Genomic DNA, 21,860 nt, shown 5'->3' with positions numbered 1-21,860 from the left:
AACAGGGAAGAACAGCAAGAGGAGACGATAGATCATGAGCGAGCCTGACAACTCCACAGGCCACGCGGCGCCGGGTGAGGACCTGCCCGGGCTGAGCTTAGCCGCGGTTCGTACCTACCTGGATGATCACCACCCGGGACTCGTTGACCCCGAAGGGCAACTGTCTGCCGATCTGATTACCGGTGGTAAGTCCAATATCACCTACCGGGTCACTGATGGGCGCAGCACCTGGGCGCTACGCCGACCTCCCATTGGTCACGTGCTGGCCACCGCTCACGATATGTCGCGTGAGTATCGAGTGATCTCCGCACTGACCCCGACCAGTTTCCCAGTCCCCAATGCGGTCACGCTGTGTGAGGACACCGAGGTGCTGGGCGCCCCGTTCTACCTGATGGATTTCATCGAGGGCACCACCTACCGGTATGCCCGCCAGCTGGAACCGATCGGAGCAGAGCGGACCCGCAAAATTTCGGAGCGGATCCTGGACACGCTGGTCGATCTGCATGCCATCGATCCGGCCGAGGTGGGGCTACAGGACTTCGGTAAACCTGCCAACTACCTGCAGCGCCAGGTGTCCCGGTGGAAGAAACAGCTGGATGCCTCCCTGTCGCGGGATATCCCCGAGTTTGAGCAGCTACACCGCCGGCTAGAGTCCCAGATCCCGGAGCACTCCGAGGTCAGCATTGTCCACGGCGACTTCCGGCTCGACAACACGCTAATTGGCGCCACCGGCACCGACCAGCAGGACGAAGTCCTGGCGGTGCTCGACTGGGAGATGGCGACCCTGGGCGACCCGCTAGCAGATCTGGCTCTGACCGTGGTGTACAACGCCTTGGCCACCCGGGGTGGCCACGCCGCCGAATCGGTGTCCGATGTTGCCCTGGCCCCGGGCTTCATCAGCCAGGACGAGCTTCTGCAACGCTACGCGGAGCGCTCCCAGCGGGACCTGGACCAGATTGATTTCTACCTGGGCCTGGGTGCCTTCAAGTTAGCGGTGATCATGGAGGGCATCCACTACCGCTACCTGCAGGGCAAGACCGTGGGTGAAGGATTCGACAAGGTCGGTGAGCTCGGCCCTGCCGTGCTGGCCTACGGTCTGGAGCACCTCTAATCCCCGCACTCGCTCAGATCAAATCAGACCACAGCTCAGTCAGCCACAACAGCCACCACTGATCAAAACCAGCGAGCCGGTGCACCTGCTGCCAGGTGTACCGGCTCGTTTTGGGCGTTACCGTCCTTTCCACTGCGGAGCACGTTTCTCCGCAAAAGCACGGGATCCCTCCAGTGCGTCCTCGGACTCCCCGACCGGTTCAGTGAGCACCCGCTGACGCTGCATCATCTCATCCTCCGTCCAGGAGGCAGATTCCACCACCACCTGTTTGGACACCCGCACTGCCAGCGGGCCATTGGCCGCGATCTTCTGGGCCATCTCTAGGGCGGCGTCCAACGCCGTGCCTTCCGGCACCAGCTCGTTGACTAGTCCGTGCCGGTACACAAACTCAGCGGGGAAAAGATCACCGGTCAGCACCATGTGCAACGCCACGGCCCGGTGTGTGCGCCGCGGCAGTCGCACCACACCACCCCCGGCAGCGATTAACCCGCGCTTGACCTCGGGGAGTCCGAACGTCGCGGTTTCGGAGGCCACCACCAGGTCACAGGCCAGCATGGTCTCAAAGCCACCAGCCAGCGCGTATCCTTCCACCGCGGCAATCACCGGTTTGGACACGAAGTTCTCGGCGATCCCCAAAAACCCTTTACCTTCCACAAACGGGCGCTCGCCCTTTTCCGCGAAGGCCTTCAGATCCATTCCGGCACAAAAGGTCTGTTCGGCGCCAGTCAGGATCGCTACCGCCAAAGAGTCGTCCCGATCAAAATCGTCCAGGATCGCCACCATGGCTTCCGACATTTCATTGGTCGCGGCATTTTTCGCCTTGGGCCGGTTCAGGGTAATGATCAGCACCTGATCGCGGCGCTCAGTGATCAGCTGATCGGTCGGTGATTCCATCATGGCTAAACTCCTTCTGGATGCCCGTGCCGGGGCTGTTAGTTCTCGTAGTTGTACCAACCACGACCGGTTTTCCGGCCGTAGTCACCGGTTTCGTATTTTTCTTTCAGCACCGGGTGCGGTAGCGCTGCGTCCTCCCCGGTTTGGTCGTATTCGGCCATATCGATGAAGTAGGAAACATCGATCCCCACCAGATCCATCAGCTCGAATGGCCCCATCGGGTGGCCCAGAGCATCCCGGGCGGCCACATCGATGTCTTCATAGCTGGCAATACCGGCCTGGTAAAGATTCAGCGCCTCATCGCGCAGGGCATTCATGAGCCGGTTGGCCACGAACCCGGGGATCTCACGGTGCAGTTGCACCACGTGCTTGCCCAGTCGCTGCGCCACAGCGCACATCACGTCGATGGTGTAGGTGGAGGTCTGGTCGTTGGGCACAATTTCCACGGCCTTCATCACCAGCGCCGGGTTGAAGAAGTGGAAATTGCACACCTTATCGGCCCGGTTGGTGGCATCAGCAACCTGAGACGAGACGATCGTGGAGGAGTTGGTCGCCAGAATCGTGTGCTCCGGCGCCGCTTGATCAAAACCGGCGAACAGTTTGCGCTTGATCTCCAGGTTCTCGGTGGCTGCTTCAATTACCACATCGGCGCCCGAGACCACCTGATCGGAATCCGTCGAGAAGCTCAACCGGTCAAACGCCGCATCAACATCAGCCTGCTGGCGACGGCCCTTGGACACGTCGCGTTCCATCCGCGAGCGCAAAGACGCTTCAGCTTTCTCCAGGGCCTCATCCACAATATCCACCACAGTGGTCTCGAATCCGGCCAGGGCGCACGCCATCGAGATCTGCGACCCCATGGTCCCGGACCCGATCACGGCAATGCGACGGATGTTTTGTAGCAGGTCGTCAACCATCAGAGCACTATCTCCTCGTTCTGCTTCGGTCGTTTCTCCTCGACTCTGATCAGTTCTGATCGGTGCTGACCAGTGCCAACTGGTGCTGGCCGGCGAGAGCCGATGGGTGATGATACACCTCCCGCTTAGCCTACCGGTGGCGACGATCACAGTGGAAGATGCGTTGGGCTCTTACGCTGCTGATCACCCCGGCTGTCCAACAGCGCCATCCCATAGTCTCAGTTGAGCAATTCCCGGCACGCAATAATCGGCCCGCATCTGCGTATAGAAGCATTAACCCCTCGCCATAACCCCCACCGTGCGGTGTGGGTCACTATGATGTGGAATACATTGTCTTGCCAGCTGAGGCCGTTGTGAAAAGAGGAAGAGCGCTCATGCCCAAGCATCCCACTGACCTGATGAACATCGAGTCGTTACTAAGCACTGAAGAACTCGAGGTCCGTGACCGAGTCGCGGAGTTTGTGGATCGCCGGGTGCGTCCGCAGATCGCCACGTGGTTTGATCAAGCCCATTTGCCGATCGAACTGATCCCCGAAATGGCGGAGCTGGGCCTATTCGGCATGCATTTGAAGGGCTACGGTTGCGCGGGACGTTCCGCGGTGGAGTACGGTCTGGCGATGCAGGAGATGGAAGCTGGCGACTCGGGGTTGCGCACCGTGGTCTCGGTTCAGGGATCCCTGGCGATGTCGGCGATCTCTAAGAATGGTTCCGAAGAACAAAAAGAATATTGGTTGCCCAAGATGGCAAGCGGTGCAGCGCTAGGTTTCTTCGGTCTCACCGAACCCACCGCCGGATCCGATCCAGCCAGTATGACCACCCAGGCCACACTCGTTGACGGACAGTGGGTGCTTAACGGCGCCAAGCGCTGGATCGGTTTGGCCTCCATCGCCCAGGTGGGCATCGTCTGGGCCAAAACCTCGGTGGCCGATGCACGCACGGTCGGCGCGGTTCCTGAGGACTACGACAAGCCCGATGATGCCCAGGTCGTGCGCGGGTTTATCGTGCCCACCGACACCGAAGGCTTCACGGCCATCCCGATCGAGCAAAAGTTGTCGATGCGCGCCTCGTTGCAGTGCGAGATCCACCTGAACAATGCCACCCTGCCCGCCGATGCGATATTGCCCAAGAATCCCGGCTTGCGCGGTCCCTTTAGTTGCCTGAATGAAGCCCGCTACGGCATTGCATGGGGCGCGATGGGGGCCGCTCGCGACTCCCTGGAGGTGGCATTAAACTATGCCTCCGAACGATTGCAGTTTGGCCGCCCGCTGACCTCGTTCCAGCTCACCCAGAAGAAACTGGCCGATCTCACCGTCGATCTGGTCAAAGGGCAGTTGCTGGCCCTGCAACTGGGTCGAGCCAAAGACGCCGGCACCCTAGAGAACCATCAGATCTCGGTGGCGAAGATGGATAATTGCCGTAGCGCGATCAACATCGCCCGTGAGTGTCGCACCATTCTGGGTGGCAACGGCATTACCGGCGACTACTCACCGCTTCGTCATGCCAATAATCTCGAATCGGTTCGCACCTACGAGGGAACCGACGAAGTACACACGCTGATTATTGGCCACCAGCTCACCGGGATTCCGGCCTATAAATAGGCTCGACCCTCCCCAACTGGGCTCGAGAAGTCTCAGTGAGGTAGCCGATAGCGGACTGTTGCATTCGGGTTCGAATCTCTGTGGCGAGGTCAGCGAGAAAGGTTCCTTGAGGAAGCCCTGGATCGTCACCGTCGATAGGGATCCAGCGTAGCTCTTCGATTTCCGCGTGAGGTTGCAGGTCCTGGTCCTGCCAGATCTGGTAGTCGACGGTAAAGACTCGCGAACGTAACACCGTATTCGGTTCGTTGGCTGCAACACTGGTGAATGTACCCCAATCGTGCAGGTCCTCGACCCGTAATTGAAGACCCAACTCTTCGCGGGCTTCCCGCACGGCGGTCTCGGTAGCGCTTTCTCCGTGTTCGGGCTTACCGCCCGGGTACATAAATGCCTGAGTCCCCACTTTGCGCACATGGCAAACGCGATCCTGATCATCGCGCAAGACCACAGCACTGACAGTGATGACGGGTTGTTCTTGAGTCGTGTCCACCCGCCCAGTATAGAACCGCGCCCATGAGGCTTCCTGAGCAGGCTCAACAACCCCAGTTCGTTCGAGCTTCATCGCACGGGCCGGACACGTTGCGGGTCTCGGCACGCCAGATGTCGGCAGTGACCGGATCAGCGTCCAGGGCCAAAGTCCCGGGGATAGGGCGACTGGCCATCCCCTCCACCTGGTAGGTTCCCCGATAGTGAGTCGTGAGATTGACCTGGAACTGGCCGGTGTCATCGTAAACGTGAGAGGTCGGGGTTTCGTCATTAAACACCTCCGTGGCGTAACCACCCACAGAAGTCGTCCGGCTGGTCCCGTCACCGTAATCCCATTCATACCGGAACGGTTCCATTTCAACGCGAACCGAACGACCAAACATCTGTTCCTCAAACACTTGAGTCTCGGTGGAATCGACAAAGAAATTGGTATGCGCCCGGATCAACCCGAACCCACCACGATCAGTAGAAATCTGACCCGGTTCGACCTCCATAGTTGCTACCTCTGACATCGTCACGTCAGGAACGACCACCTGCTGATTTCCTCCCGCTCCACCAACTGGACCAGGCTGCGAGACAGGCGTGCTGGGATTCAGCAACGAGTCACACCACTTCGGCGTAGTAAATTCTGGAATCCGTATCTCGAGCCGCTTGTGCGTGAAACAGATAAGGCGAAGGGCGTGTCCAGACGAATGCGCAGAAGATCCCCCACTGTTCGAAGACGGCCCACTGCTCGAGCCCCCACCAGCGCTAGAACCGGAAGAACTCGCGACAGAAGACTCAGTTTGTTGAGGGAACTGATTCTGAGTACTTGACTCGCCCGGAATACTTAAATGACCGCGCAAATCTATAGTTCCATCTCTTTCGCTTAGTCCCATGTCCCAGTAGGGTTCTTGCTCCGCAAAACTCGGATGGGCCGTGAACCAGGTAATAATCAAGACGATCAATGCGACTGCAGGGCCCCTCATCAAATACTCCAATCACGCATCGTGGTCCGTATAGAGCCACATTTGCGTAAGTCGCCATGAACTGTCTGTCTCGTCAAATGCCATATCCATCTTCCAGCTAGAATGGTTTCTCTCATCTACAGACTGTTCCGCCAGAACGGTTCCATCAGAGTCGAAGACCTCCCCGGGCGCTTGTTCTACAGAAATGTTGACCTCCCCTTGCTGACTATCTGGATCGAACGATGCGACTTCTTCGATAGTGGGCGTGGCCTTCACACCTTCCGCATAGCGTCCCGCGGCATAATGCGCTTCAAGAACTTCAATCTCGTCTTGACAGAATTCACACGATTCAGCAGAGACTTCTTCTGTCGGCCCGGTATCGCCTGTCTCAGTCGTGTAGTTGTAGGCGTCCCACCAATACAGGGCGGCGGCCTTCATACCCTCCTCAGTCAGCTCACTGAGAGCCTCAGGTTTTTCCGGGACCGGAACATTTTGGGCCGGCCCGTCCTCGGATGCGGGAATATATTCCGTAGGAGAGGGATCTTGACTAGTTGCAGTCTGATGCTCCTCGTCCGGTACGGTGGCATCCCGAGCTGAGGCATTGTGGTTAGTATCGTCGGAAGAACAGCCAGCTAGGACCAGCCCCAACAAAACCAAGCCACTGCACGAAAACACGGAGGCAAACCGGTGTCGCCGACGTTCAGTGGACGGTGTAAGTGATGGTTTAGGCACGGTTCGCATCTCCAGTTTCATCGAAACGATTGTGTAAGCTACATCACTCCACGCTACTGGTCATGAGAAATCGCTACTAGAGCTATCCACAATTAATTTGCACACGCACACATGAAAACGGGCTCTTCGTAATTGAGGGTGTGGATCAGTGATTCCAGGACACGGCGTGGCGCTGCCCGGATAGACGTCGAGGTCTTCCGATGATGGAAGTTCTTACACAGTCCATCCGAAAGACCTCGACGTGTCCAAGCTTACTTTCTCATCTCCTGATCTCACGACGTTCTGCCGGCTCGACTCCCTTGACCTCACGTGTATTGGCCAGCACATCACCGGGCACAAAGCCATTCTGGAATGCCAGCCCAACACTGCCGATGACTGGTGCCGACGGTGTGGCGGACACGGGATCGTCCGCGACACCGTCGTCCGCCACCTCGCCCACGAACCCTTCGGCCACCGGCCCACCACGCTTCACATTCGCCTCCGCCGGTACAAATGCGTCGAATGCGGCCGCGTATGGCGTCAGAACACCACTGCTGCGGCGCCACCACGAGCGAAGATCTCGCGAACCGGCCTCGACTGGGCGCTGCGTGCCCTCGTCATCGACCACGACACCGTGTCCGTGATCGCAGGCAAACTCGCCGTGTCCTGGCACACCGCGAACTCCGCGATCCTCGCGCAGGGACATCGACTGCTGATCGACGACCCGGCCCGGTTCGACGGGGTCAGCGTCATTGGTGTCGACGAACACGTCTGGCGGCACACCAGGCGCGGTGACAAGTACGTCACCGTCATCATCGACCTTACTCCCATCAGCCAGAAAGCAGGCCCGGCACGCCTGCTCGACATGGTGCCCGGACGATCGAAACAGGTGTTCAAGCAATGGTTGAAAGCCCGACCGAAAGACTGGCGTGATGGCATCGACGTCGTCGCGATGGACGGGTTCTCCGGCTTCAAAACAGCCTCCGTTGAGGAACTGCCCGAGGCTGTCGAAGTCATGGACCCGTTCCACGTCGTCAAACTCGCCGGTGATGCCCTCGACGAGGTACGCCGCCGCATTCAGCAGGAGACCACCGGGCATCGCGGACGAGCAACAGACCCGTTGTATCGGGCGCGCAGGACTCTGCACACCGGTGCTGATCTGCTCACGGCCAAACAGCAGGAGCGGATCGTAAGCCTCTTCGCCGACGCCAACTTCACCGCCGTCGAAGTCACCTGGGCCGTCTATCAAGACATTGTGCGCGCCTACCGAACCAACGACGGCAACGAGGGCAAGAAGCTCTTACAAACAGTCATCGACGATCTGACGACGAATCTGCCGACAGGACTGGCCGAACTCAAACGGTTGGGACGGACTCTGAAGCGTCGAGCTGCTGATATCCTGGCGTTCTTCACCCGACCGGGAACGTCGAACGGGCCTACCGAAGCGATCAATGGCAGGCTCGAACACCTACGGGGCTCAGCACTCGGCTTCCGCAACCTCACGCACTACATCGCGAGATGTCTGCTCGAGTCCGGCGGCTTCAGACCAGTTCTACACTCTCAATTACGATGAGCCGCTTTGGCTCTTCGTAATTGAGGGTGTGGATCAGTGATTCCAGGACACGGCGTGGCGCTGCCCGGATAGACGTCGAGGTCTTCCGATGATGGAAGTTCTTACACAGTCCATCCGAAAGACCTCGACGTGTCCAAGCTTACTTTCTCATCTCCTGATCTCACGACGTTCTGCCGGCTCGACTCCCTTGACCTCACGTGTATTGGCCAGCACATCACCGGGCACAAAGCCATTCTGGAATGCCAGCCCAACACTGCCGATGACTGGTGCCGACGGTGTGGCGGACACGGGATCGTCCGCGACACCGTCGTCCGCCGCCTCGCCCACGAACCCTTCGGCCACCGGCCCACCACGCTTCACATTCGCCTCCGCCGGTACAAATGCGTCGAATGCGGCCGCGTATGGCGTCAGAACACCACTGCTGCGGCGCCACCACGAGCGAAGATCTCGCGAACCGGCCTCGACTGGGCGCTGCGTGCCCTCGTCATCGACCACGACACCGTGTCCGTGATCGCAGGCAAACTCGCCGTGTCCTGGCACACCGCGAACTCCGCGATCCTCGCGCAGGGACATCGACTGCTGATCGACGACCCGGCCCGGTTCGACGGGGTCAGCGTCATTGGTGTCGACGAACACGTCTGGCGGCACACCAGGCGCGGTGACAAGTACGTCACCGTCATCATCGACCTTACTCCCATCAGCCAGAAAGCAGGCCCGGCACGCCTGCTCGACATGGTGCCCGGACGATCGAAACAGGTGTTCAAGCAATGGTTGAAAGCCCGACCGAAAGACTGGCGTGATGGCATCGACGTCGTCGCGATGGACGGATTCTCCGGCTTCAAAACAGCCTCCGTTGAGGAACTGCCCGAGGCTGTCGAAGTCATGGACCCGTTCCACGTCGTCAAACTCGCCGGTGATGCCCTCGACGAGGTACGCCGCCGCATTCAGCAGGAAACCACCGGGCATCGCGGACGAGCAACAGACCCGTTGTATCGGGCGCGCAGGACTCTGCACACCGGTGCTGATCTGCTCACGGCCAAACAGCAGGAGCGGATCGTAAGCCTCTTCGCCGACGCCAACTTCACCGCCGTCGAAGTCACCTGGGCCGTCTATCAAGACATTGTGCGCGCTTACCGAACCAACGACGGCAACGAGGGCAAGAAGCTCTTACAAACAGTCATCGACGATCTGACGACGAATCTGCCGACAGGACTGGCCGAACTCAAGCGGTTAGGACGGACTCTGAAGCGTCGAGCTGCTGATATCCTGGCGTTCTTCACCCGACCGGGAACGTCGAACGGGCCTACCGAAGCGATCAATGGCAGGCTCGAACACCTACGGGGCTCAGCACTCGGCTTCCGCAACCTCACGCACTACATCGCGAGATGTCTGCTCGAGTCCGGCGGCTTCAGACCGGTTCTACACTCTCAATTACGATGAGCCTGAAAACGTGCAAACCCCTAGAACGGGGGTGGGCCTTCGGAGTCGGCGAAACCCGGCGGGTCATCATCGGCGTCCCAGGGCAGCGTGTCCTTGTCGGGATCCGACGCGTTGAGATTCGGGGCATTGGGTACCGGAGGATCGTTGCCGACCACGAGCCCAGGGATCACGGGAGTGGTGGGAGTGTGGTATCTCTGGCCAGTGGGGGTTTCAACCTGTACCCCGTCGGCGTCGGCGGTGTAGTTCCAGCCGATTTTTTCTTTGTTCTGGTTGCAGCTGGCACAGAGCCCCTGCCCGTTCTCCCAGGAGGTCGCTCCGCCGTCCGCATACCGGGTGGCGTGATCAAATTCTTGGATCGGGTTGTCGCAGAACGGGGTGCGGCAAACATCATCGCGCGAGGAAATCAGGGTTTTGAGCCCGGGTGTGAAGGATCGGCCGGTGGATTCCATGCCGATCAGGCCGCCGTGGCCGGGGTCGATAAAGAAACGACGGATGAAGGCCTTCGCCTCGGGATTTTTCAGCCACTTGCGCGCAGTGTCGGCCGGCAGGGGGCCTTGTCCGGAGATCCAGGCCGGTGAATCGCCGTGGCCAAACAGTGAATCGGCGGTGATTAACACGCCGACGTGGGCTGAGACTGCCGGCGCAGTGCGTTGGCCAGTGGCGTATTCGACGAGCAAGTCGGCTTCGAGCTGTTTCAGCGTGCGCGGATCGGGGTTGTCGGCGTCGGCGATCATCCGACGGGCGGCCTTGGTGAGACTGGTCTTGATCGCAGTGGCTTCTTCGGTGGGGAGGTAACCGATCACATAGGACATGCCGGGGCCGGCATCTTTGAGAGTGACGGAGCGTTTCGGCCGGGCGTCGCGGGCTTGAGTGGCCTGTCGATCAGTATCGAGTCGTTGCGCGTGGCCGCGAGCTTGGCGGGCCAGGCGTTGCGCCGAGAGAGTTGGGTAGTGCTGGGCCAGTTCGGCATCGATGGTCCGCTGGTGCTCGGGGGTGAGGCCGGAGAGTTCGCGACTGATCCGTTGCAAGGAGTCTTCGGATATGTGGCCCTCGGTCAGGGCGTCCAATGCCCGGGGCATGGTGGTCGTCAGGGTGCGCGCCAGATCCAGGAAACGGTGACCTCGAGTCGGTGACTGGTGGCGGGCCAGGCCGATTTCGGCCGCGAGGCCGGCGCCACGGCGGTCGGCGGGGACGCCTTCGGCTTTCTCGCGGGCGAGGCGTTGGTCATGAAGCCGGGAGGTAAGCCAGACTTCAGCAGCGGTGAGCGCATTTTTGGTACGTTCGAGTTCGGTGAGCAGCTCGACCATGCCAGCTTCTGTAGCCACGTGGGCGGGTTGTGAAGGTAGTGGGGTATCGACGCACATCGCGACGAATTCGGCCATGAATTGCTCGCGGGCCTGAGCCAATTGGGTGGCGGTGGTGGCGGCATCAGTCAGGATGGTCATGCCCTCGAACGTAGTGGGCCACTGGATCCGGGGGCAGTCGGCCCGATCCAACTGTGGACAACCAGGGGGGCTGTGGAGGCGTGCTGTGGAGGTAGCGACCGTCAGTTCAGGGGTCGGACGGAGCGCATGGGTCGGACGTTAGCTGTCTTGGGCGCGACGAGCCATTCGGCGGTCGACGATGATCAAGACCACCACGATGGCAACACCGGCCAGCATCAAGAGGATGACGGGCATCAGCGTGTTGGGATCGGGGCCGAGTAGTGATCCGGCTTCGTCTTGCCAGGGCCACAGGCTCCGCAGGGCGCCAGCCATCACGCCGGTCAACACCGCCAGGGTGAGTGCGTGGTGATGGTCCAGCAACCATTTCAGGGCTTTGACGATCACGATACCGCCGAGGATCAGGCCGATCAGGAAGATTCCCAGATAGCCCAGGTCGCGTTCGTCGACGGCGCGCAGGGTGGGCTCGTAGAGTCCGAAGGTCAGCAGGATGAATGAGCCCGACAGGCCGGGTAAGACGAGGGCCGAAATCGCGACGGCGGCGGCGAGAATGATGATCCAGGGGGTGGGCGCCAGGTCAGCTTGGGGCAGGGACACCAGCCAGAAGCCCGCGATCAGGCCGAGGATCGCGGCGAGGACGTGGTAGTAGCCCAAGCGCTCGCGGGAAGGGTCTTTGCCAGCCCAGCGTAGCAGTTGACGACGGTAGCGGAAGCCATCGAGCAACATCAGGAAGGGCACGGCGATCGAGGCCAGCACCATGCCGAAGAACAGTCCGCGCATTTGTTCGGGGTAGTTTTCCAGCAGATTCACCATGGGGCCGGCGATCAACAATACCGCCACGAGCATGCCGATGACGGCGGGAATGACGACTTTCCAATGCACGGCTGCCATCTCAGAGCGGAAGGCAGCAGCTCGGTCGAGGCCGGTGATGAGTTTGCGGACGGCGGTGATCAGATGCGAGGCGGAATCGATGATCTGGTCGTAGATGCCGACCACCAGGGCTACGGTACCGGCGGAGACGCCGGGGACGGTTTCGACGGTGCCCATCATCGCACCGCGCACGGCGTTACCGAGCACGGAGGTCTTGCGGTAACTGGGTCCGGAGGGCGCGATCTGCTGGTCGGTGACCTCATCGGGGGCTGATGACATCGGGACGGTGTCCTGTTCTCTACGGTCGCTGGACTGTTTCTGCGGGAGTTGTCTGCCAGCCGGGCATGGCCCGAGTCAGTCTACGAGATTAGACTGAAAAAATGCCTGCAGAAACGTCAACCCACGTGGTCTTTCTGGGTTTTGGTGTGGTGGGTCGCCATTTAGCACGGTTGTTGCGCCCGGAACTGGATAAGGACCGAATCCGACTCACCGCGGCGGTGCGGGATCTGTCGCGCTATGAAGATAGCCCGGCACCCGATGGCGTGCAATTGGTCCAGATTGATACTCCGGGTCTAGAAACAGCGGTGGACAGTGCCGAGATCATTGTGGAGGCCGCCGGAGTTGAACCGGCCACTACCTACGGACCGGGGGTGATTGCGGCCGGTAAAGATGCGGTGCTGACCAGTGTGGGTGCGTTGGTCGATGAAGAGATTGCCACCCAGCTGTTATCGGGTCCGGGACGGTTGTGGGTAACCCACGGTGCGATCGGCGGGCTGGATATGTTGTCGTCACTGGCCGAGGCCGACGGGCTGGACCGGGTGGGAATTACCACATCGAAACCGCCGGAAAGCTTGATTCAGCCCTGGATGGATGACCAGCAACAGGATCGGCTGGCAAACGTGGGGGACGATGACGAACCGTTGACGGTGTTTTCGGGTTCCCCCCGAGGCGCAATAGAGTCGTTTCCGGGGAATACGAATGTGGGCGTGGCGTTGGCATGGGCCACCCGCGGGTTGGGCACGTCGCCGGAGGATAACGTGCGGTTGATGCAACAATCGCTGGATCGGGTGGAGCTGAATCTGGTGGCCGATCCACGTTTGACCGATGCCCGGCATGAAATCATCGCCACCGGTGCCGCCGGGCGGTTTCAGTTCACGTTCGAGTCGGCTCCGAGCCCGGAAAATCCGCAGACCTCCATCACGACCGCGCTGTCGGTAGCGCATACGCTCCGGCAGGTGCTTCAGCAGCTGGGGGATCACACACCACCGACAGCGGGCAAGCCGCGAGGTTAGGTTTGCGCAGATCAACCCTGGTGAGACCAGGTCACGCCAGGTAGGTATCGGAGTACTCGGCGCGGATCTTCTTCTTGTCGATCTTGCCGACCGAGGTGGCGGGGATGTGATCAACAACCTGGAAGGAGTCCGGCAACTGCCACTTGGCGAAGTCCTGGAGCAGGTGCTCGTGAATTTCGTCCAAGGTGATCTCTTCACCGTCGCGGGCCACCACCAGCACGAAGGGGCGCTCTTCCCATTTGGGGTGTTCCAACCCGACCACGGCAGCTTGGGCGATCTTCGGGTGAGCGGTGAGCGCATTTTCCATATCGATCGAGGAGATCCACTCGCCACCGGATTTGATCACGTCTTTAATGCGGTCGGTGATTTTCAGGTAGCCGTTCTCGTCGATGGTGCCCACGTCGCCGGAGCGCCAGTAGCCGTTGACGAAACGGTCGGCCAAATCTTCTTCGGCCATCTTGTGGTAGGTCCCGGTGATCCAGGGGCCCTTCATGCAGATCTCGCCGGCCGAGGTACCGTCCCAGGGGACCTCGAAGCCGACCCCGTCAAAGAGGGCAAAGTCGATGCCGGAAAGCAACAGGCCTTGTTTGCGCATCAGTTGCAACTTGTCGTCGTCGCTCAGCTTTTCCTTCAGGGTACCTTTCAGACGGTTGACGGCGACCACCGGGGAGGTTTCGGAGGCACCGTAGCCGTGGATGACTTCGGCACCGGTCAGCTCGATAAATCCGTGCATCATGGACAGCGGCGGCTCGGACGAGCCAGAAATCATGCGCAACCGGGACAAATCCGGGGCGGGATCCATTTTCTTGATCTCCTCCAGCATCGGGGAGAAGATAGCCGGGGCGCCGTTGGTGACCGAGACGTTTTCCTCGACGATCACCCGCACCAGTTCCGGGGTTTCTTCCATGGCATACCGGCCCGGGAGTACGAGTTTCGCTCCAGACAGCACCGCCATATAGACAAAGCCCCAGCTGGAGACGTGGAACATCGGGGTAATGGGCATCACGCAGTCGTCGGAGGTGATTCCTAGCACCTGGGCCACACCGTAGGTGTGCAACACCTGGGAACGGTGGGAGTAGAAGATGCCTTTGGGGCGACCGGTGGTGCCGGTGGTGTAGCAGGCGGTACAGGCCGAGTTCTCGTCCATATTCGGCCAGTGTTCTTCCACCGGGGCTTCAGCCAGAATGTCCTCGTAGAACACAGCGTTCTCCAGGCTGGTCTGGACCTGGTCGGCGGGTTTGTCGGTCATGATCACCCAGGTCTGCACGCCGGTGGCCTGCGGGGCAATCGCCTCGGCGACCGGGAGTAGGGTTTCGTCGACACACACAACTTTCATCCCGGCGTTGTCCAGCACGTAGAGCATGTCTTCGGCGGGAAGACGCAGGTTGATCTGAACGTGGACGGCACCCAGGGCCGGTAGGGCCCAGTACATTTCGAAGTGTCGCAGGTTGTTCCAGTCGATCACGCCGACCCGGTCTCCCACGCGGACACCTAGCTTGCGCAGAGCGTAGGAAATCTTCACGATGCGGGTGTATTCCGCCGCGTAGGTGGTGCGATCCCAGCCGCCATCGGCCGTGCGGTAGACCACCGGGGTATCACCATAGCTGCGACAAGCGTGGCGCAGCAGTGTGGTGAGGCTGAGCTGGTAGTCGTTCATCATGGTGGCGGGGTAACCGGTGACCACTGGTTCAGTCATTGATACTCCTTATGTTGTGTTAAGTCTCATATTAAAGGGTGATCTGACTCACTCAGTTTAGTATGTCATGTGAGCCGAATTACGGATGACGCTCATTCATGACGTCAGGTATCTATGACCACCATGGTCGGTTGTTAGCAGGATCACTAGGATAAAGCACATGATTGAGACCAGTATTGACAGCAACATCGGCACCGTTACCCTGAATGCTCCGGAACGGTTGAATGCACTTAGCCCGCAGGATTTTGCAGATTTCGCCGCGTCGGTGCGCGAGCTACGCACCAACGAACAGGTACGGGTGATCATCATTCAGGGAGCCGGCGATGCCTTTTCTTCCGGGTTGAACCTGAAGGCCCTGCCGTTTTCTGATGACGGTGAACCACAGATCAACGATGATCAGGTGCGGGCGATTTATCAAACTCCGGTGGAGATCCGGGCCGCCCGTCAGCCGGTGATTGCCGCGGTGAACGGACTGGTGATCGGTGGGGCAATCTCGCTGATTGGAGCCTGTGATTTCCGAATCACCACCGCACAGACCAGGTTCCGGGCACCATTTGGGGACCTGGGTCTCTCCGGGGGAGATCTGGGGCTGTCGTGGTTCTTGCCACGACTGGTGGGACCCACCCGGGCAGCACAGATCTTATTGAGTGGCGAGTGGTTTACCGGTGCCGATGCTGCCCAGTGGGGTCTGGTCACCGAACTGGTGGAGGACCCCCAGTTCCGGGCGCAACAGCTGGCTCAAATCCTGGTGAAGAAGTCGCGGTATTCCTTGGAGCAGACCAAGCGGTTGTTGGTGGCTTCGGTAGATGCCGGGGTGGGGTTGGACGCCCACCTGGAAGATGAAATTGCCGTGCAGGCAACAGCCATGCGCTCCCCCGACTTCATCGAGGGAGCGCAGGCCATGATGGAAAAGCGGGAGCCGAACTTCGGCTAATCCAGCTGGGGTGGGCTAGAAGCCGCGGGAGATCAAGTCCTTCATGATCTCGTTGGTGCCGGCGTAGATCGGCTGCACTCGGGCATCAACGTACATGCGGGCGATGGGGTATTCCATCATGAAGCCGTAACCGCCGTGTAGCTGCAAGCACCGGTCAACCACCTTGCACTGCATGTCGGTGGCCCAGAACTTGGCCGCAGATGCCCCTTCGGTGGTGAGCTTGCCGGCGACATGTTCTTCAATGGCCCAGTCGACCATGGACTTGGCGGCCAGCGTGTCGCCGGCGCATTCGGCCAGGACGAATTTGGTGTTCTGCATGTCCATCACGGTCTTGCCGAAGACCTGACGGTTTTTGGTGTAGTCGATGGTGGTGCGCACGGCGGCCTCACAAGCAGCAGCGCCGGTGACGGCCACGGCCAGACGCTCCTGGGGTAGCTGCTGCATCAGCTGGTAGAAACCCTTACCTTCGCCGGCTTCACCGCCGAGGATGTTGGCGGCGGGAACCCGCATCTGGGAGAAGAACAGTTCACGGGTGTCCTGTCCGTGGGTCCCGATCTTCTGCAGTACGCGACCGCGCGAGAAGCCTTCGAGTCCGTCAGTTTCAGCCACGACCAGCGAGATACCCTTGTGACCGGGTTGCTCGTTGGTGCGGGTGACGATGATGATCAGGTTGGCCTGGGAACCGTTGGTGATGAAGGTCTTAGACCCATCGATCACGTAGTCGTCACCGTCGCGAACACCCTTGGTGCGGATGGCCTGCAGGTCGGATCCGGTGGTGGGTTCGGTCATGCCGATCGCGGCGACGAATTCTCCGGTGGCCAGTTTCGGCAACCAGTGCTGCTTCTGCTCTTCGGTACCGTATTCCAGGATGTAGTGGGCGCAGATCACCGAATGGATCACGTTACCCCAGGCATTATCGGCCACGCGGGCCTGTTCTTCGATCAGTACGGCTTCGTGGGAGAAGTCTCCGCCACCGCCACCATACTCTTCGGGGATGGACAGGCACAGCAGGCCGGCGTCGCCGGCTTTATTCCACAGGTCGCGGTCGACTTCGTGTTGTTCAGCGAAACGTTCCGCGTTGGGAGCGAGTTCTTTTTCGCAGAATTCGCGGGCCATATCGCGCAGATCGTCGTGTTCTTCAGTGGCCCAGCGGGGGCGGTAGTCATCTAATAACATGCTTTTCTCCTCAGCTTGGTCGATGCCGGGTGGCTATCTGGTGATCTGACAAAGTGGGGTCGTTAGGGCTGCATCCGAATGGCGCCATCCAGGCGGATGACCTCACCATTGAGGATCTGGTTCTCCCAGAGGTGCAGCACCAATTGGGCGTACTCGGAGGGCTCACCGAGACGCTGCGGGAACGGGATCGCTTTGGCCAAGGAGTCCTGGGCTTCCTGGGGTAGCGAGGCCATCATCGGGGTCTTGAAGATCCCGGGAGCGATGGTCACCACGCGGATGGCGTGGCGGGCGAGTTCGCGGGCCAGTGGCAGCGTCATGGAGGCGACACCACCCTTGGAGGCCGCGTAGGCCGGCTGTCCGATCTGGCCGTCGAAGGCTGCCACGGAGGCGGTGTTGACAACCAACCCGCGCTCACCGCGCTCATCCGGTTCCTGGGTGTGGATGGCCTCGGCGAACAGCCGGGTGGTGTTGTAGGTACCGATCAGGTTGATGTTGACGACTTTGGCGAAGTCGGCCAGCGGGGTGGCCTGACCTTTGGACACCGCTTTTTGGGCAATGGCGATCCCGGCGCAGTTGACCAGGCCGGAGAGCCGTGCTGTGGACTGGGCGACCTCGATGGCTCTTTGAACCTGATCTTCGTCGGTGACATCAGTTTTCACGAAGGTGCGGTTTTCAGCATCTTCACCCTTCAAATCGGCCAGGATGACCTGGGCGCCCCGGGAGGCGAGGGCCCCTGCGGTGGCTGCACCGAGCCCAGAACCACCGCCGGTGACGATAAAACTACGCTGTGAAAACTCCATAGTCTTCTCCTTAACTTGTGGTGTGACTATACAGTCATACAGTACCAAATGAGAGACGTGTCACAGGCACCGTGTGGGGTTTTCTTAGCGCGACGAAACGGTACCGGTGGTTTGGGCCACCGGGGAGATGATCATCGGCTTGATCAGCCAGGTGGCACCGACCGTGACCGCCAGGGCGAGGAGGAAAACCAGCAAGCCCCAGACGTCGTTGGTGTCGCGACCGGTGAACATATAGTTCAGGTTGGTCAGCGCGCCGGTCATAAACACCAAGAAGACGTGGACGATCACAAATGCCACGAAGAAGATCATGGTCGGGAAGTGCAGCTTGCGGGCCAGGGGAGCGGGATAGATCTTGTTCAGAGTGGCGTTATTCTTCGGCCACCAGGTCGACATCCGCAGACCGGTGATGATCGCGATCGGGGAGGCAATGAAGACCACAATGAAGTAGGCCACGACCTGCAGTGCGTTGTAGTGCGCCCACGCATCTTCTGCCGGCCAGTCCAGGGAGGCGTATTGGATCCCGGCGGAGACCATATTCGGGAAGATGTCCCAGTCGGTGGGCACAATGCGGGCCCAGTGGCCGGTGGCGAAGAGCAGGATCACAAAAATTACGCCGTTGAGCACCCAGAGCAGGTCCAGGGCTTGGTGAGTGAACTGGTGGATGGTGACCTTGGGTCCTTCGTCCTTGAACGGTGAGAACAGGCTCTTCTTCTTGGCTCGCCAGTAGGCTTCGGGACGCTGTTCGGTGCGGATCAACAGACCGGTGCGCACGATCAGCACCATCAGGAAGAAGTTGAAGAAGTGTGCCCAGTTCATCCACCACGGGAACCCTTCGGGGGTATCCGCCGGTTGAGTGGAGTGTCCGTCGTAGGTGGCGATAAACTCGGCCACCGGGTCCAGGCTGCGAAGCCAGCGGGCGAAAAGGACCACCACAACGGCCAGAACCAGGACACCGGCCAATCCGAGCAGGCGCTTGGTCCACGGCGAGAGCGGTTTCTTCTCTTTCGGCCTCGGCGAGACAGACGGTTGCTGGGCGGCAGCGGCGGTGGGCTGGGCTGCCGCCTGATTGGCCGCGAGGTGAGTATCCGAGGGTGTGGTCGTCGCCGTCGGCGAGGAGGCCGGTGACTGCTCGGTCTGCGCTGATGCCTGCGGCGATGGTGGGGATTGCTCGGTGGTAGCGGGTGACTCGGTCTGCTCGAGTTCCGCAGCGGTCGCTTCGGCCGGCTGTGCCGGAACGTAGCGGTATTTCAGCGGGGTCCAACCGGCCATCCGGCGACGACCCTCCGGAGCGGTTTCGGGGGTAGAGACTTCTTCCACATGCCCCTGACCTGCTGTTGCGCTGGTCGTCGGGCCCGCGGTGGTAGCGGTCGCGGTGTCGTGTGTTGCTACGGTGGCAGGAGCTACCGCAGGTTGCTGTGATGCACCGGATCCCTCAGTGGTCTCACCCGGCTGCGGGGTACTGGCCACGCGCTGATACTTCAGCGGTGACCAGCCAGCCATCCGACGACGACCGGCAGGGATCGACTGCTCTTCGGCAGCGACCTCGACCACCTGGGCGGTGGTGGTAACCCCAGTGGCGGTACCATCTGCCGTGGTTGCGTCGGCCTCGGGTGCAGACGCAGGGGATGTGGAGGGTGCCGCACTGGTAACCGCCTGTCCGGTGTGCTCCGGAACGAACCGGTAGTTCAACGGGGTCCAGCCCGTCATGCGACGTCGCCCCGCTGGCAGGGGGGCCGGCTCGGTCACTTCTTCGACCCTTCCGGCCCCGCCGTGCGGCGCGGAGGTATCGGCTGGTGGCTGGGGTGCAGGCTGTGCGGCCGTCGGTTGTGCTGTAGCAGGCTCGGGTGGAGTCTGCTGGTCAGCCGGTGCGTTCATCGGTGCACGTATGGCCGGCACGGCGTGGGGGTTTTCCACGGTTAGTGGTGTCCATCCGGCCATGCGACGCCGCGAAGGCTCGCCACGCAGGTTGTCCTGCTCCGTCATCGTTGGTGCCCCTCCTGGTGGTGCGCGAGTGGTTAGCGTTTGCCCAGTTCTTCGATCAGCTGGGGAACCACGTCAAAGAGATCTCCCACAACGCCGAAATCGGCGACTTCAAAAATGGGGGCCTCTTCGTCCTTATTAATGGCCACGATGGTCTTGGCAGTCTGCATACCGGCCAGGTGCTGGATTGCACCGGAAATACCCAGAGCCACATAGAGTGTCGGTGAGACCGAGACACCGGTCTGCCCCACCTGGTAGGAGTGCGGCGCGTAGCCAGAGTCCACCGCGGCACGAGAGGCACCCACGCCAGCCCCGAGAGCATCGGCCAGCTGGTTAACCAGGTCAAAGTTTTCCGCCGATCCCACGCCGCGACCACCGGAGACCACAATGTCGGCACTGGTCAACGCCGGGCGGGTCGAGGTCTGCTCGGCGACCTGGACGGCATCAACGCTGGCGAACTTCGAGGTGGTCTCACCGGAAGATAGGGTGAGCAGTTCGGGACTCGACACCGAGTCAGCACGGTGGGAAACCGACCCAGGGCGAATCGTCACGATCATCAATCCACCTTCCACGGTGGATTCGGCGTTGTAGTCACCACCGAACACCGCGTGGGTGGCCACGTTTTCTTCACCCTCGGCATCCCAGTACAGACCGGTCGTGCCGTAGGCCAGGGCACCGTGACGCGAGATCGCCAGTCGCCCGGCAGTGTTGCGACCCGTGATGGTGTGAGACAGTACCACGGTGGTGGCACCAGACTGGTCGATGGCCCGCTCCAGGGCGGTCAGTTCGGCTTCACCATAGCCGGAACCAGCGCCGGTGGAGGCCAGCACTTGGGTGGCACCCAGCTCGCCAAGACTCGAGACCACCTCGGCGGCAGGCTCGCTATCAGTGGCTACCACAGCCACGGGAGCGCCGACTGTAGCAGCTGCGCCGAGCACCTCGGCGGCAGATTCAGCGGGTTGGCCCTGCTCAGTGAGCTCAATCAGGGCCAGGACAACGGGGTTATTGGGGTTCGTCATGGGGTGCCTCCGATTAGATCACGTGGCGTTCGGCCAGGAAGTCAACAAGTTGCTTGACGGCATTGTCCTCAGCGGGGACCTTCGGTCCGGCGGTGCGCGCAGGACGCTGGGCGGCGCTAACCATCGTCGAGCGCACATAGGCGGCCTCGGGACCGGCCTGCAGGTCCAGGTCAGCCAGCGACAGTTGCTCCTGTGGCTTCTTTTTCGCTGCACGGATGGCCTTGAAGTTCGGCAACCGTGGCTCAGCAATCTTTTCGGTCAGCGAGACCACAGCGGGGTACTGAACGCTCAACGTGGTTTCGGTGGTGCCATCGCGTTGGACACCGGAAATCCCGGTGGCGGTCGCGGTGGCTTCATCCAAACTAGGCGCCACGGGCCGGCCGGTCAGCTGGGCGATCGCGGCTGCGAGCATACCGCCCTGACCGTCGGTGGACTCAGCCCCGGTGAGCACCAGGTCAGCACCTTCACGCTCCACCACGGCGGCCAAAACGCGGGCGGTTTGGACCAAATCGGACCCAGCCAATCCGTCGTCGACGATGTGCACCGCCCGGTCCGCACCGATAGCCAGCACCTTCCGCAGCGCCTGCGAGGCATCGTCGGGGCCCATGGTCACGGCGATGATTTCGGTGTCATCGGCACCAATGTCGTTCTTAAATTGGGTGGCTGCCTCGGCGACACGTTCATCGATCTCATCGATCACGGCTTCTGAGACACGATCAACCATGCCGGTCTCGAGATCGAGCCCGCGCTTGCCATAGGTGTCGGGCACGAACTTGGCGAAGATCATTAGCTTCATCGCTGCACTCCGTCTGCACTTTTGTACGTTGTAGTTTCGGGTGGGTGTCATCCTGGCGCTGACCGGGACACAAAGTCCCGTCGTGCCCTCAAGGCGCGCGTCATGGCACGTTAGGATTTAGCCACACACATAGTACTCTACTGTGATCTAGCACGCATTATTTTCATCGTTACCGAAAGAG

Annotated in this window: 19 protein-coding genes; 6 read left to right on the top strand and 13 right to left on the bottom strand. The window is 60.7% G+C overall.

Translation table 11 applies throughout. The features are described 5' to 3' along the window. Positions 1 to 34: 34 nt before the first annotated feature. A complete protein-coding gene (locus DCC27_RS09785) occupies positions 35 to 1,111 on the top strand; it encodes a phosphotransferase family protein (RefSeq protein ID WP_110100877.1) in 1,077 nt (358 codons plus the stop codon). Positions 1,112 to 1,228: 117 nt separating this feature from the next. On the opposite strand, the gene DCC27_RS09780 is transcribed toward DCC27_RS09785, so the two are convergent. Then, positions 1,229 to 2,008 (bottom strand): crotonase/enoyl-CoA hydratase family protein, encoded by a 780-nt coding sequence (locus DCC27_RS09780; protein ID WP_110100878.1) that lies wholly within the window; start codon positions 2,006 to 2,008, stop codon positions 1,229 to 1,231. Between the two features lie 35 nt (positions 2,009 to 2,043). Continuing rightward, positions 2,044 to 2,922 carry a 3-hydroxyacyl-CoA dehydrogenase family protein gene (locus tag DCC27_RS09775; RefSeq protein ID WP_110110906.1) on the bottom strand — a complete coding sequence of 293 codons (879 nt, stop codon included), beginning with the start codon at positions 2,920 to 2,922 and terminating at the stop codon, positions 2,044 to 2,046. A 374-nt stretch (positions 2,923 to 3,296) separates the two neighbouring features. On the opposite strand from DCC27_RS09775, the gene DCC27_RS09770 reads away from it, so the two are divergent. Then, positions 3,297 to 4,520, top strand: coding sequence for an acyl-CoA dehydrogenase family protein (locus DCC27_RS09770; protein ID WP_110110907.1), 1,224 nt, complete (start codon positions 3,297 to 3,299; stop codon positions 4,518 to 4,520). On the opposite strand, the gene DCC27_RS09765 is transcribed toward DCC27_RS09770, so the two are convergent. The 3 genes from DCC27_RS09765 to DCC27_RS12115 all read right to left on the bottom strand — a co-directional run bounded on the left by DCC27_RS09765 (position 4,495) and on the right by DCC27_RS12115 (position 6,682). Then, entirely contained in the window at positions 4,495 to 5,007 is a 513-nt protein-coding gene (locus tag DCC27_RS09765) for an NUDIX domain-containing protein (protein WP_246840087.1), read from the bottom strand. The two genes, DCC27_RS09770 and DCC27_RS09765, sit on opposite strands and share 26 nt — an antisense overlap. A gap of 43 nt (positions 5,008 to 5,050) precedes the next feature. Continuing rightward, complete coding sequence (locus tag DCC27_RS09760) at positions 5,051 to 5,497, bottom strand: hypothetical protein (RefSeq protein ID WP_110100882.1); 447 nt, start codon at positions 5,495 to 5,497, stop codon at positions 5,051 to 5,053. A 486-nt stretch (positions 5,498 to 5,983) separates the two neighbouring features. After that, a complete protein-coding gene (locus tag DCC27_RS12115) occupies positions 5,984 to 6,682 on the bottom strand; it encodes a DUF6318 family protein (protein WP_148707533.1) in 699 nt (232 codons plus the stop codon). A gap of 241 nt (positions 6,683 to 6,923) precedes the next feature. On the opposite strand from DCC27_RS12115, the gene DCC27_RS09750 reads away from it, so the two are divergent. Together DCC27_RS09750 and DCC27_RS09745 are read left to right on the top strand one after the other, a co-directional pair. Further along, positions 6,924 to 8,234, top strand: coding sequence for an ISL3 family transposase (locus DCC27_RS09750; RefSeq protein ID WP_117328649.1), 1,311 nt, complete (start codon positions 6,924 to 6,926; stop codon positions 8,232 to 8,234). A 129-nt stretch (positions 8,235 to 8,363) separates the two neighbouring features. Further along, positions 8,364 to 9,674 (top strand): ISL3 family transposase, encoded by a 1,311-nt coding sequence (locus DCC27_RS09745; RefSeq protein WP_117328639.1) that lies wholly within the window; start codon positions 8,364 to 8,366, stop codon positions 9,672 to 9,674. Between the two features lie 20 nt (positions 9,675 to 9,694). On the opposite strand, the gene DCC27_RS09740 is transcribed toward DCC27_RS09745, so the two are convergent. Both DCC27_RS09740 and DCC27_RS09735 read right to left on the bottom strand, forming a co-directional pair. Next, on the bottom strand, positions 9,695 to 11,119 hold the full coding sequence (locus tag DCC27_RS09740; RefSeq protein ID WP_110110692.1) for an HNH endonuclease: 1,425 nt from the start codon (positions 11,117 to 11,119) through the stop codon (positions 9,695 to 9,697). 138 nt (positions 11,120 to 11,257) lie between these two features. Beyond that, on the bottom strand, positions 11,258 to 12,265 hold the full coding sequence (locus DCC27_RS09735; RefSeq protein WP_110110691.1) for a DUF368 domain-containing protein: 1,008 nt from the start codon (positions 12,263 to 12,265) through the stop codon (positions 11,258 to 11,260). 101 nt (positions 12,266 to 12,366) lie between these two features. Between DCC27_RS09735 and DCC27_RS09730 the strand changes: the two genes are divergently transcribed. Next, positions 12,367 to 13,278, top strand: a complete 912-nt coding sequence (locus tag DCC27_RS09730; protein WP_110110690.1) for an aspartate dehydrogenase domain-containing protein — start codon at positions 12,367 to 12,369, stop codon at positions 13,276 to 13,278. A 31-nt stretch (positions 13,279 to 13,309) separates the two neighbouring features. On the opposite strand, the gene DCC27_RS09725 is transcribed toward DCC27_RS09730, so the two are convergent. Beyond that, positions 13,310 to 14,974 carry a long-chain-fatty-acid--CoA ligase gene (locus tag DCC27_RS09725; RefSeq protein ID WP_110098875.1) on the bottom strand — a complete coding sequence of 555 codons (1,665 nt, stop codon included), beginning with the start codon at positions 14,972 to 14,974 and terminating at the stop codon, positions 13,310 to 13,312. Between the two features lie 160 nt (positions 14,975 to 15,134). Here DCC27_RS09725 and DCC27_RS09720 point away from each other — a divergent pair, with 160 nt between their 5' ends. Then, positions 15,135 to 15,908, top strand: coding sequence for an enoyl-CoA hydratase/isomerase family protein (locus DCC27_RS09720; RefSeq protein ID WP_110110689.1), 774 nt, complete (start codon positions 15,135 to 15,137; stop codon positions 15,906 to 15,908). Positions 15,909 to 15,923: 15 nt separating this feature from the next. Here the strand turns inward: DCC27_RS09720 and DCC27_RS09715 are convergent, their stop codons facing one another. The 5 genes from DCC27_RS09715 to DCC27_RS09695 form a co-directional block, all read right to left on the bottom strand. Further along, complete coding sequence (locus tag DCC27_RS09715) at positions 15,924 to 17,084, bottom strand: acyl-CoA dehydrogenase family protein (protein WP_110098877.1); 1,161 nt, start codon at positions 17,082 to 17,084, stop codon at positions 15,924 to 15,926. A 62-nt stretch (positions 17,085 to 17,146) separates the two neighbouring features. Further along, positions 17,147 to 17,884, bottom strand: coding sequence for an SDR family NAD(P)-dependent oxidoreductase (locus DCC27_RS09710; protein ID WP_110110688.1), 738 nt, complete (start codon positions 17,882 to 17,884; stop codon positions 17,147 to 17,149). Between the two features lie 84 nt (positions 17,885 to 17,968). Beyond that, a complete protein-coding gene (locus tag DCC27_RS12570; protein ID WP_246840086.1) occupies positions 17,969 to 19,867 on the bottom strand; it encodes a cytochrome b/b6 domain-containing protein in 1,899 nt (632 codons plus the stop codon). A gap of 32 nt (positions 19,868 to 19,899) precedes the next feature. Further along, positions 19,900 to 20,883, bottom strand: coding sequence for an electron transfer flavoprotein subunit alpha/FixB family protein (locus DCC27_RS09700; RefSeq protein ID WP_110110687.1), 984 nt, complete (start codon positions 20,881 to 20,883; stop codon positions 19,900 to 19,902). 13 nt (positions 20,884 to 20,896) lie between these two features. Next, the gene (locus tag DCC27_RS09695) at positions 20,897 to 21,679 is read right to left on the bottom strand and encodes an electron transfer flavoprotein subunit beta/FixA family protein (protein ID WP_110110686.1); all 783 of its coding nucleotides are present in this window, start codon (positions 21,677 to 21,679) and stop codon (positions 20,897 to 20,899) included. Positions 21,680 to 21,860 lie beyond the last annotated feature (181 nt).

The sequence above is a fragment of the Auritidibacter sp. NML130574 genome (genome assembly GCF_003185725.2).
GTDB classification, from domain to species: Bacteria; Actinomycetota; Actinomycetes; order Actinomycetales; family Micrococcaceae; genus Auritidibacter; species Auritidibacter ignavus.
This window is presented reverse-complemented; position numbering and strand designations above follow the sequence as displayed.

Bases quoted from the DNA above. Each gene is read 5' to 3' on its own strand.
- DCC27_RS09785 (WP_110100877.1), top strand. From the start codon at position 35: ATGAGCGAGCCTGACAACTCCACAGGCCACGCGGCGCCGGGTGAGGAC.
- DCC27_RS09780 (WP_110100878.1), bottom strand. From the start codon at position 2,008: ATGATGGAATCACCGACCGATCAGCTGATCACTGAGCGCCGCGATCAG.
- DCC27_RS09775 (WP_110110906.1), bottom strand. From the start codon at position 2,922: ATGGTTGACGACCTGCTACAAAACATCCGTCGCATTGCCGTGATCGGG.
- DCC27_RS09770 (WP_110110907.1), top strand. From the start codon at position 3,297: ATGCCCAAGCATCCCACTGACCTGATGAACATCGAGTCGTTACTAAGC.
- DCC27_RS09760 (WP_110100882.1), bottom strand. From the start codon at position 5,497: ATGGAGGTCGAACCGGGTCAGATTTCTACTGATCGTGGTGGGTTCGGG.
- DCC27_RS09740 (WP_110110692.1), bottom strand. From the start codon at position 11,119: ATGACCATCCTGACTGATGCCGCCACCACCGCCACCCAATTGGCTCAG.
- DCC27_RS09735 (WP_110110691.1), bottom strand. From the start codon at position 12,265: ATGTCATCAGCCCCCGATGAGGTCACCGACCAGCAGATCGCGCCCTCC.
- DCC27_RS09730 (WP_110110690.1), top strand. From the start codon at position 12,367: ATGCCTGCAGAAACGTCAACCCACGTGGTCTTTCTGGGTTTTGGTGTG.
- DCC27_RS09725 (WP_110098875.1), bottom strand. From the start codon at position 14,974: ATGACTGAACCAGTGGTCACCGGTTACCCCGCCACCATGATGAACGAC.
- DCC27_RS09720 (WP_110110689.1), top strand. From the start codon at position 15,135: ATGATTGAGACCAGTATTGACAGCAACATCGGCACCGTTACCCTGAAT.
- DCC27_RS09715 (WP_110098877.1), bottom strand. From the start codon at position 17,084: ATGTTATTAGATGACTACCGCCCCCGCTGGGCCACTGAAGAACACGAC.
- DCC27_RS09710 (WP_110110688.1), bottom strand. From the start codon at position 17,884: ATGGAGTTTTCACAGCGTAGTTTTATCGTCACCGGCGGTGGTTCTGGG.
- DCC27_RS12570 (WP_246840086.1), bottom strand. From the start codon at position 19,867: ATGACGGAGCAGGACAACCTGCGTGGCGAGCCTTCGCGGCGTCGCATG.
- DCC27_RS09700 (WP_110110687.1), bottom strand. From the start codon at position 20,883: ATGACGAACCCCAATAACCCCGTTGTCCTGGCCCTGATTGAGCTCACT.
- DCC27_RS09695 (WP_110110686.1), bottom strand. From the start codon at position 21,679: ATGAAGCTAATGATCTTCGCCAAGTTCGTGCCCGACACCTATGGCAAG.